Below are 10498 nucleotides of genomic sequence, written 5' to 3'. Positions count from 1 at the left end.
CACCGAAGCATCGTTACGTCAAGCCAGATCCAATGTTCGCGGCACTCGCCGACAGCCAGGCAAAACCATGGCCGATCGCAAATCAATCGTAGAGATTATACTTTGCCCAGTCGGCTTCCGGAATCTCGTCGCCGATCCGGTAGCGGAGTTGCAAGACTTCCATATGGTCCGGCCCGGTCTGGCACTTGAATTTCAGCCTATACCACTGCCCCTTGCTGCGAAACGCAGCACCCGGGCTCTTGATTGCATCGGCGCCCATCTCGGGCGTGGCAAAGGCGTAGGCGACGACGCGATCGGCTTTGAACTTGCGATCGTCATGGGTGATGCGGTCGAGCACTTCGGCGTCGCAACGCTGTTCAAGGCGAGTTTGGGGATCGAGTTTCATCAGTCCGGCGCGCAATGCATTGTCCATTGCGCTGGCTGGAAAACTCAGTGTCACTGACGCCAAGGCGGTCATGCAGAGCTTCTTCATGGGCGGGACAAGCAACATATTTTGTCGGAGAAATCAACCGAGCGGACCGCCTCGGACGCTGCGGGAATCTTCAATCATATGGCTGCTGCGTTCAAAATTGCGTGTCGGGATTCGTCGTGCGATGCCTGCGGCCAACGGACCAAAGAGGCACGGCCGGCATCGGTAAGATCGTACAGGCCACGGTCGACGCGCGCGAACCAGCCATAGACATTGTGCTGCAGGATCTTGGGCGCGATCGGCGTCACCGCCTTCAGATCTCGCGGCCGCCTGGGACCATCCACCATGGCGGCAGCGCAGGCGAGGGCGCTTTGGCGATAGGCGGTCATGATCGGATTGCGCGATCCTCCTCCGGCAACGGGATCGCCGCGACGGCGCTGGTGCTCGTCGACCAGGCGGGAGCGCCGGCGGGCATTCTTGCGCGGCGCCAGCGCGATCGGGCTGAGAAGCACCTCGACCCGGTCCGTCGCGGTCACGCCAAGCAAGCCGAAGCCAAGCCGGCGGCAGAGATTGCGGAACCTGGCATCGCTTTCGCGTCCCTTGCCGCGAGCCGACATGCGCGCGGCCAGCCACACCTCGTCGCAGGCCGCCGCACGATCGACACCTTGCAGCACCAGTTCGAGATTGAACTGCAGCTTCAACTCGCAGATGACGACAACCGGCGGCTCCCCCTCGCGCAACGCAACAACATCGCAGCCGTCGATCTCGCCTTTGACGACAAAGTCGAGGCTTTCGAGGAACCGCTTCACCGGCGCATAGAGTGAGGTCTCGTTCATGGCGCAAGGTTTAGCCGATTCGAGACGAAAAGCCTTCCGGTGGTTCGGCGTTCTGCGGCTCGAAAGGGGACCGGTGTGGATACCGCAACGCCGGGCCAGCCGTCAGGCTTCGGCGTTCGGCACCGCCCGGTTCGGCAGCTTCCTGCGGCGCAGGAGCGGATAGCCGATCTGGCCGAAATAGGTGGAAGGGATCGGATCGTCGACGCCGTACTTGTCCGGCACCTTGTCGCCGGTGGGATTGTAGGTGCCGAACAGCACGTCGAGGAAAGGCAACTGCCCGGCGAAGTTCTTGTCATAGGCTTCGCGCTGGTTGGCATGGTGCCAGCGATGGAACTGCGGGCTGGCGATCAGCCACTTCAAGGGGCCGAACGGAATCCGCACGTTTGAATGCACAAGCAGCGTATGTCCAAGGTAGAGAGTCGAAAAGACGGCGATCGACGCTTCCGAGAAGCCGAGGAAAAAGATCGGCGTCAGCGATATTGCCTTTGTGACGATGGCGTCGACGGGATGATTGTGGAAGGCCCCGGGCCAGTCGAGTTCTTCAATGCCGTGGTGAACGGCATGGAACTTCCAAAGCGCCGGGATTTTGTGAAAGGCCCGATGTGTCCAGTAGACGCCGACATCGGTGATCACGATGATTTCGGCAACCTGCAGCCAGACGGGCTGGCCGCTGACGGCATGCGTTATCGCTTGCGGGACCAGGAGTGCAGCGGCACCGAGCGCGCCTGCCGCCATCATGACGATGGCCAGCTTTATGATGAAGCCGTTGAACAGCAGATAAATCAGATCGACAGCGAAGCCCTTGCGAAAGATCTTCTGCGGCCGCTCGGCGAACAGATGTTCGAACGGAATGAAGATCAGGGCGCAGATCAGAAGTGCCTTGATGCCAAAGATATCCATCGATTCGCCTCAGCGCGCAGTCCGCGCCTCTGAGAGGAACCACATCTCCCTTTCCAAAGGCTAAAGGCTCTGCCTTTTGCGCGAGTGGCGGCGGCAAACGCGGATTGTGAATGGAACGCGGGCGGACGAGGAGACGCGAATGCGGGCTCGTCCTGCGGCGCGTGGCCCATCCCCAACTAGAACCTGACCGCGAGATTGGCTTTCACGCTCTGGTCTGCGGCGCGACTGCCGAATTGTCCCCCATAGGTGAGGCCGAGCGTGGCATTGTGTGCGATGGCGATGTCGAACCCGACATCGAGTATCAGCCCGTCCTTGGCGATCGGCACGCCCGCGACGGTGAATGGTGCGCCGCCGGCGAATGCGAAGCGCGACAGCGGTACGGTCTCGCCAAAGGCATGCCGCCAGCCGAGCGTGCCGCGAACCGTCGCCGCCATCTCGCCGACGGTGAACTCGCCTGAGGCATGTAGGCCGAGCGTGGTGAAGGTCGCATCGGTGATTGCCGAAGCGCTTGTCAGCGTCGCCGCGCCGCCTGTCTCGGTGAAGCCGTCAGTCCGGAGGTTCACATAGGCGAGATTGGCGAAGGGCTCAAAGCCTAAATTTCCAGCATGGATACCATAGCCCAGTTCGCCGAACACCTGCGCCGTTCCGGCGCGATAATCTGCCTTGAGGCTGTCATTGAAACCGGGGAAAGTGACGGAGCGGCTCGTCGCGATGTCGTGCCAAGTATAGGATGTACCGGTGCGCAAGCCGAGCGTGCCGCCCCCAACATCCCAAGTGGTGCCGCCATAGAGGCCGAGATGATAGTTGTCGCTCGAGCCCGACGAGGCGCGGTCTTTCACATCGAGGTTGGTGCGGCTGTATCCCGCCATGATACCCAATCGCCAGGTGTCGAAAATGGCGGCGTCACCGCCAGCCAGGAAACCGCCAGTCGAGCGGTCAACGCGGGCAGCATTGCCGTCGCTGCCAGTATGGCCCCATGAACCAAAGCCCTGACTCCAGAGGGCGAAGCGATCGGTGTCCAACGCCACTGCAGCGGTCGTATTGGGATCGAGCGAGACATAGGCGCCCGCAGCACCGCCATAGGTCTGATCGGCGTAGGCCATGACCGGAGCGGCCGATGCACCGACGATACCGAAAGCGGCCCGGATGCGGTTCGTCGCCGCGTCGCGCAGAAGACGGCTATCTTCGATGAGGGAAGTCTGCGCCGAGGGATACACCTCGCCCGAGAGCTGGTCGAAGGCATCACGTGCCTGCACGTCGGTCGCGAGGTTGAGGATGACGTTGTACAGGGATCCGGATGTCGGCAGGCTCTCGAGCCCCCCAGCGGTTGCGATCTGATTGCGGGTCAAGGCTGCGTCGGTGAAGTTGCGGTATTTCAGGATGTCGAGATAGGCGTTGTTGGTGTCATAGGTATCGGCAAGCCTGAGGAAGGCGGTGTTGACAACTCCAGTCAAGGCAGCGAACTGCCCGGTCAGCCCGGCATCGGCGGTCAACACCGTATAGCGGGTGCCCGGCACCGCAATGCCGCCCGCGGCGTTCACGGTCAGCGTCGCGCCAGTGATCGTCGCGGTGCCGGAGGTGCTGAACCTGTCGGCCTGGCCGGCCGTGTTGATATCGATCGCCATGATGCTGCCAGTCGCGAAAGCGGTATTGCCGCCGGTTTGCCGGATCACATCGCCGGCGCCAGCGTCGGCCATTGTCAAGGTGCCTTGATTGGTGAACTGAAACAGATTGGTCCATTGCGTCGTCTCCGCGACGCCGGCGGAGTTTCCACCGACGGCGGTCCCGTCGTTGACCAGCCTGCTGGCGCCACCGCCGAAATCACTGGTTCCACCGGCGCCGTTCCAGTTCCCGTCGTTGGCGAACAGTGTCGCGCCGCCGGCAAACTGCGCTGTACCGACGATCGAACCGGCGTTTGTGAGCGCCATCGTCGCGGCATTGGTCTCGATCGCCGCATCGCTGGACAGTCCGGAAAGACTACGGATCGCGCCCGACGAGGCGACGTTGATGGCGCCCGTCCCACCAGTCAAAGTCAGGCCACGCGTCGCGCCCGTCACCGTGCCGGCGACTTGCACATCCACTACGCCGTTGCCCGTCGCGACGATGCCCTCGGCCGACGTTCCGGTCACCGCGCCATTGGCGATCACCGTGATCGCGCCCGTGCCAAGATTGGTTGCCTGGATACCTGTCGTACCCGAGACATTGCCATTCGTCGTCACATTGATCGTGCCAGCGCCGACCACATTATCCTGGAGCACGAAGATCGCCGTAGCCGCAGTTGCGTTCACAGCACCCGTTATCACCGCGACATTGCCGGCCGAGCTTTCAGCGTCGATACCTCGACCAGTCGTCGCGGTGATCGGACCAACCGCCTTCACGGTCACCGAACCTGTACCGACAGTCCCTGCGACAATCCCGCTGCTCGCGTCGATCGCGCCGTTCGCCGTGACATCGACGTTGCCGTTTCCCGAGGAAAGGCCAGCGAAGATACCGGCGCCGCCCGCCTTCACGTCGCCGTTCGCCACGATCGTCACATTGGCCGTCGCCGACAGCGTCTCAACGTCGATGCCGATCCTGCCGGCAGCCAGCGCCGTCACCGCGCCCGTCGTGACGCCGATGTTGCCGCCCGTCGCAGTGTCGCGCACCACGATGCCGCCGCCACTCGTCGAGCTGCTGGCGCCGGATATATCGACCGTGACCGTGCCCGGGCCATAGTTCTGAATATTCACCGCATCGTCGCTGCCGCCGACGAAGCCGCCCGCGCCCGTCACCGAGAGATTGCCTGTGCCGCTGGCGCCACCGATCAAGGTCAGGCCGGAACGCGCGCCCATCACCGTGCCGGCGACCTGCACGTCCACCGCGCCACCACCGTTCGCGACGATGCCGTCAAAGGATGTGCCGGTCACCGCACCATTGGCGATCACGCTGATCATGCCCGTGCCGGAGTTACCTGCGAGGATGCCTGCAGTGCCCGAGACATTGCCGTTGGTCGTCACATCGATTGTGCCTGTGCCTGTGCCGGTCCCTATTGCATAGACCGCCTGACCGCCCGTCGAGGTCACCGCAGCCGTTGTTATCGAGACATCGCCCCGGCCCTGAGCGAAGACGCCAAGGCCCGACGCCATTGTCGCGGTGACCGGTCCCATCGCCTTCACCGTCGTCGAGCCGTTGCCCAAGTTCTGCGCGATAATGCCGTTGCCTGCGTCGATGGCGCCGTTCGCCGTGATATCGATGTTGCCAGTTCCTGTGGAGGAAACTCGACCCAAGATACCGGTATTGCCCGCCTTCACATCGCCGTTCGCCACGATCGTGAGATTGCCTGCCGTCGAAGACGACTGGACGTCGATACCGAACATGCCAGCAGCCAGCGCCGTCACCGCGCCCGTGGTGACATCGATGGAGCCACTCGCCGCCGTGTTACGCACCACAATGCCTGAGCCGGCAGCCGCCGTGATATCGCCGGTGGCATCGACATCGATCGAGCCCAGGCCATTCTGCTTTATTGCGAAGGCATCGCCACTGCCGTTATTGGTGATCGCGCCGCTGCCTGTGTACGTGATCAGGTTGGAGGCGGCATCGATATTGAGTGCCGCGGTCCCGCCGGCTGTTGGCGTGTTGCCCGCATCGACACTGATCGTGCCGTTGTTGACGACCATGACGGCGCCATTGCCGGTATTCTCGATCGCGAGGCCAAATCCGCTGACCGTCGCCCCGGCATCGATCGCGAGGTGGGCCGTAAACGGTGAAGAAAATGAATAGCCCCGGTCGTTGGGAGGAGCAGCCGGATTGACGGCATTGACCGTGGAGGTGGTGCCGCACTGCACATCAGTTCCCAGAGTGACCGTACATGCCGCCTGCGCCTGCGGGGAAAAGAAAACAGCCGAGCCGGCGAAACCGGCCATGCCGATTGCGAAACGCAGTGCCGAGCGACTGGCCTGCGAGAGGAGTTGCGCGCGCAAGGAAACGAGTGGGTAGGCTTTGTCTGCCGAAAAACCGTAGAGTCTCATGATAGGCCCGCCCCATCGTCCAATAAATGCAATCTGCCGTCATCAGAACAGCCCAAGCAAAGCAATGCTTCGAGCAAATCAGTGCTTCAGATTCGCAATAACGGATGATGGGTGGGCGATATATATATCAAATGCCATAGACCGGCCAAAGAGTGGCGCACTGTCGCTGGCTCGCCACAGTCGCAACGCCCTGCACTCGAAGAACCTTAATGTGCTATTGCAGCTTGTTAGGGCAGAAGACGAAATGCATTCAGCAGCGCAATGAGCTGACTCTGCCTCTGCGTATCTGTCTTGCGAAAAATCTTGTCCAGATGAACGCGTGCGGTGCCGTAGGCCATGTTTTCCCTGATCGCTATTTCCTTCAAGGACAATCCGCTTGCGAGCGCGAGCGCGACGGAAGCTTCTTTCCCTGTCAGCCCAAAGGTTTTTCGCAGTTGATCGGCTAAGCTCGTCGACAGGGCCAAACGTGATTCGCGCGCCAGCACCACCGCGCAAGGTCCAGCCGACAGGCCGAACATCTCGCCGTCGGGCAACAATCCAATCGACAATACCAGTTGGTCGCCGCGCTCCGACCGCAAGATCAAATCGGCAGCCGAATTGGGAAACTCGCTCTCGTCCACCCGGCAGACTCGTGCGACCGCACGTTGCAGCATTTGGGTTTGCGTGGAATCGGAGGTGGCCAGATGGCCACCGTTCGCCGTCAGCAGAGTGATCGGCTGTACCAGAAGTCTTTGCGCGGCGTCATTCATGTCAAGGATGCGCAGGCGCGGATCGACGACAAAGCCGGCGAAGGGCAGGTGGCCGAGCAGCGATTGGAGCACAGGCCGCGCCTCGAAATGTCGGCCCAAACCCGCAGCGCGCTCCAGATGAGGTGTGATCAGGGCGAGCATCGCACGATCATCGGCGTCGAACGCCGGCTGCCCTCGGCCTCGCTGCACGTCGAAAAACCAGTAGTTCTTTTCCGACGCGCGCAGATTGCAGAACATGCCGTCATACATGTCCTGCGGCATCATCCATTCGTTCCAGACGGAGGTGCGTTCAATACGGTGCCGCCCAATCAACTGGGTGTCGCTAAAAACCCGGCCAAGCGGCGCGGCCACACGCGGCGCAAAGAGTTCGTTGGTCGCGAAATGGTCAAGGAAAATCCTGTCCCAATAGGGGTCGCGGCTCGGTGAGACGCAAAAGCTATCCTCGACATTGGCCCAGTCGATGCCCGAGAAACAGGCTCTGGAGCCATGAAACATGGCTTGCAACTGAAGGACCACGTCAAGCCAAATCGATTGATCGTAGGCGGCCTCATATATGCGACCGATCACTACCGACAGGCGCTCGTGAGAGATCGAATATCCCATAAGCCTTGCGAAATATACAACCAGAATGAAGTGTTAGCATACCTCTGATTGCGGTCGATGCAAGGGATAGAACGTCGAATGAGCAGGGGGGTTACCAGTGCTGACGCCCAAGGTCAGGAGAAAGCAGACATGATGTTTGACGCTTCGCCCTTACGTCCACGGAGGCGGAAATCGGCGTACTCAGTTCTGTATGCTCTGTATGCTCTGTATGCTGCCCTTCTCGATCGAATGGCGGAGGAAGTGGGATTCGAACCCACGGTGAGCTTGCACCCACGCCGGTTTTCAAGACCGGTGCCTTAAACCGCTCGGCCATTCCTCCATCGTGGTTTTTCAACCATTTGGGCAGCGCGGGGCCAACTCGTTTGGCCTGTGGCGCCGGATTGGCACCGAAGGCGCTCCCGGCTGGTTCACGCCTCATTCCTGTAAAGCGGCATTGAGGGCTGCGTCAACCACCACTGTGTCGGTTCCTGCCGTCCTGGCAGGCGCTGAGTTTTTCGGAATCGAGCACCGGAACTCGCTATCCCATTGGTGCATGATGAAGAAGGAGCCCGCCGACTGGCGATGTACAGGTTTGCGCGCGAACACAAGAAGCCTGACGCTGGAGGGCTTTCGTGCAGGCCCAACCGAGGGCGCGACCTACCGACCAAGCCATCCTCGGAATTGGGCGGAGGTAATCCTACGGGTCAGCCTCTTGGGACAGCTGCGGTATCCCGCAGATTTAACTTTCGCCAAGGGAACAGCTACTGGTGAGGAAGGCCGAAGCTGCAAATCGGCTCCGGCCTGTACGGTCCTCAGTCTTTGCAATTTTCGTCCGCCTTTGCCGCCGCGGCCTTATCACCGTGCTGCTGCGCCTCGATATCCTGCTGCGAGGTTGCAAGGTTTTTGTCGCCCCCGCCTTCAGCGCCCGCCAATGGCATCGTGGTGCCATCCTTGGCGGCTGGCTTGTTCGCGTTGCCCATGGCCTTCGGAGTCTCTAAAGGCGCGTGGGTTCCATCTTTCGAAATACCGGCGGTCTGTCCGGCATCGGTCCCGGTGTTCGAAGCTGACTTGTCCGGACATGCGGCGATCGCAGACCCGGCAGAAAGCGACATCGCGATCGCGACCATCAATGAAGTCATTTTCATCATGCTCGTCCTTCTGTTCGAGTGCCCTGCGGATGAAACTAGCGGCGCATTTCTTTGTTCCGGCGGTCGGTCCGCTGCCCGACAAAGCCCGGTCAACCGGCAGGCACGGCGGGCAGGAGCGAAGCCAGGCTTTCTGTGGCAGAGGGCATCACATCTCTCGCGTGGAAGCACGAAAACCGTTACTTTTCAGAGAGCTCTTACGGTGGAGACGCCACAATCTTGCCCGGTTGCGGCCACAATCGGTTAATACCGTGATAAGCAATTCCTGCGCACAAAGGATCGGGGTTTAAGCGTCGTTGGTATTGTCGGGTGAGTGTTTTGGCTCCTCTGGTGGTTGAACGCGACGCCTTGAGTTGAGACTGAAGGGGACATCAGGAAAATGCAGGCTGTGACGCCACCGCGTCTTCGTCGCGCTGCTACCGTCGCGTTGTTCGCCATGTCGGCCGCCTTGCTGGCTGCCTGCGCGTCGCAGCCTGAGCCGAAAGCGATGGTCAACAAGAAGACCCGCTCCAAGGAATATTTCGCCGAATCCGAATATGGCGTGAAGGCAAGCCCGCGTGTGATCTCCCGGAACGGGCGCATCCAACGTGGCGGCGGCAGGGATCAGCTTGGCAAACCCTATCAGGTCCGCGGCAAGTGGTATTACCCGAAGGAAGACAAGCGTTACGCCAAGGTCGGCCTCGCCTCCTGGTATGGCGACGCCTTCCATGGCCGGCTTACCGCCAATGGCGAAGTCTATGACATGACCCATCTGACGGCGGCGCACCCGACCATGCCGCTGCCAAGCTATGCCCGCGTCACCAATCTCAAGACCGGCAGTTCGGTCATCGTTCGCGTCAACGATCGCGGCCCATATCACGAAGGCCGCATCATCGACGTATCGGAGCGCGCTGCCCAGATGCTTGACTATGCCAACACCGGCACCGCTCAGGTAAAGGTCGAATATGTCGGCCGCGCGCCGCTCGACGGCGATGACGACCAGTATCTGATGGCCTCCTATCATCCCGGCAACAGGGCGCCAGACCCGTCGGATGGACTGCCGACCGGCGTCATGGTCGCCATGAACGGCCCGTCGCCAAGCCTGCCTGCCGGCACTGCTGCCGTGCCGTTTCCGGGCCAGTTGACCGATTCCGGTTCTGTCCAGCCGATCATGTCGACGCAGTCGTCGGCGTATGGCGATCTGGCGCTTCCGGATTTCGGCCCGATCGTGCCGGAGCGTCCGCAGATCAATCTGCCGCCGCAATCGCCGTTTGCCGTGGCCTCGCTGTCCTATGCCGACGAGCGGGTCGAACGCGGCGTCTCAAATGCCTTCGCCGCGATGGGTGGCGACGGCATGTCGCCGGCCGATGTGCTCCAATCATGGAAACGGCAGCCGCCAACGGCCGGTCCGTCCACTGACTACGTCGCGGCTGGTTCGTTCGAGGATGCAGCGGAGGCCAAGCGTGTTGCCGCTCAGCTTGCCGCATACGGCAAGATCGAGATCCAGCGTTCGGAACTCGATGGCGAGGATTGGTATTCGGTCAATCTCTATCCCGATGGCCACCGCAATCTCGATGATTTGCTGCAGGCTGCCTGGTCGCATGGCGCGCCCGATGCACTGGCTGTGCGCAACTGAGCGCAAGCCTGGTGGGATTTCCGCTGCGCGGTTGATCCGCCGCGCAAAAAGCCTGATACTTTTCGCGGGCTTGCCGGCGGTGCCGGCCAACGGGTCGAACATCATGCAATTTCGCTTGCTCCCGCCTCTCGCCGGGCTTCTGGTTTTAGGCTTGCTGCTGTTTTTCCAGGCTCCGGCCGGTGCACAGCTGTTCGAAACCAAGGCCGCGCAGGCCTTCATGATCGATGCCGAGACCGGGACGGTGCTGTTTGCCAA

At 61.4% G+C, this 10498-nt stretch carries 7 protein-coding genes, 1 tRNA gene and 1 pseudogene; 2 read left to right on the top strand and 7 right to left on the bottom strand.

Features of this window, described 5'->3' with window-relative positions; all coding sequences use genetic code 11:
* Positions 1–82: 82 nt before the first annotated feature.
* The 7 genes from EN932_RS19250 to EN932_RS19220 form a co-directional block, all read right to left on the bottom strand.
* Positions 83–490, bottom strand: coding sequence for a DUF930 domain-containing protein (locus tag EN932_RS19250; RefSeq protein WP_032808257.1), 408 nt, complete (start codon positions 488–490; stop codon positions 83–85).
* Positions 491–546: 56 nt separating this feature from the next.
* Positions 547–1245, bottom strand: a complete 699-nt coding sequence (locus EN932_RS19245; RefSeq protein WP_024503270.1) for a DUF2161 domain-containing phosphodiesterase — start codon at positions 1243–1245, stop codon at positions 547–549.
* 102 nt (positions 1246–1347) lie between these two features.
* The gene (locus EN932_RS19240) at positions 1348–2145 is read right to left on the bottom strand and encodes a sterol desaturase family protein (protein WP_128368980.1); all 798 of its coding nucleotides are present in this window, start codon (positions 2143–2145) and stop codon (positions 1348–1350) included.
* A gap of 176 nt (positions 2146–2321) precedes the next feature.
* Complete coding sequence (locus tag EN932_RS19235) at positions 2322–6152, bottom strand: autotransporter domain-containing protein (RefSeq protein WP_127385137.1); 3831 nt, start codon at positions 6150–6152, stop codon at positions 2322–2324.
* A 227-nt stretch (positions 6153–6379) separates the two neighbouring features.
* Positions 6380–7504: a helix-turn-helix transcriptional regulator gene (locus tag EN932_RS19230; RefSeq protein ID WP_127369403.1), complete on the bottom strand. Its 1125-nt coding sequence runs from the start codon at positions 7502–7504 to the stop codon at positions 6380–6382.
* A gap of 229 nt (positions 7505–7733) precedes the next feature.
* A tRNA-Ser gene (locus EN932_RS19225) sits at positions 7734–7823 on the bottom strand.
* A gap of 472 nt (positions 7824–8295) precedes the next feature.
* Positions 8296–8631, bottom strand: a complete 336-nt coding sequence (locus EN932_RS19220) for a hypothetical protein (RefSeq protein ID WP_013531580.1) — start codon at positions 8629–8631, stop codon at positions 8296–8298.
* Positions 8632–9007: 376 nt separating this feature from the next.
* Here EN932_RS19220 and EN932_RS19215 point away from each other — a divergent pair, with 376 nt between their 5' ends.
* A complete protein-coding gene (locus EN932_RS19215) occupies positions 9008–10243 on the top strand; it encodes a septal ring lytic transglycosylase RlpA family protein (protein ID WP_027161639.1) in 1236 nt (411 codons plus the stop codon).
* Positions 10221–10498, top strand: a pseudogene (locus EN932_RS38955) (D-alanyl-D-alanine carboxypeptidase); the annotation flags it as partial. The gene EN932_RS19215 and the pseudogene EN932_RS38955, both read left to right, overlap by 23 nt.

Origin of the sequence: Mesorhizobium sp. M7A.F.Ca.US.002.01.1.1 (assembly GCF_004022955.1) — a bacterium.
GTDB classification, from domain to species: Bacteria; Pseudomonadota; Alphaproteobacteria; order Rhizobiales; family Rhizobiaceae; genus Mesorhizobium; species Mesorhizobium ciceri.
Note: the sequence above shows the minus strand (reverse complement) of the source record. Positions and strands in the feature narration are given on the sequence as shown.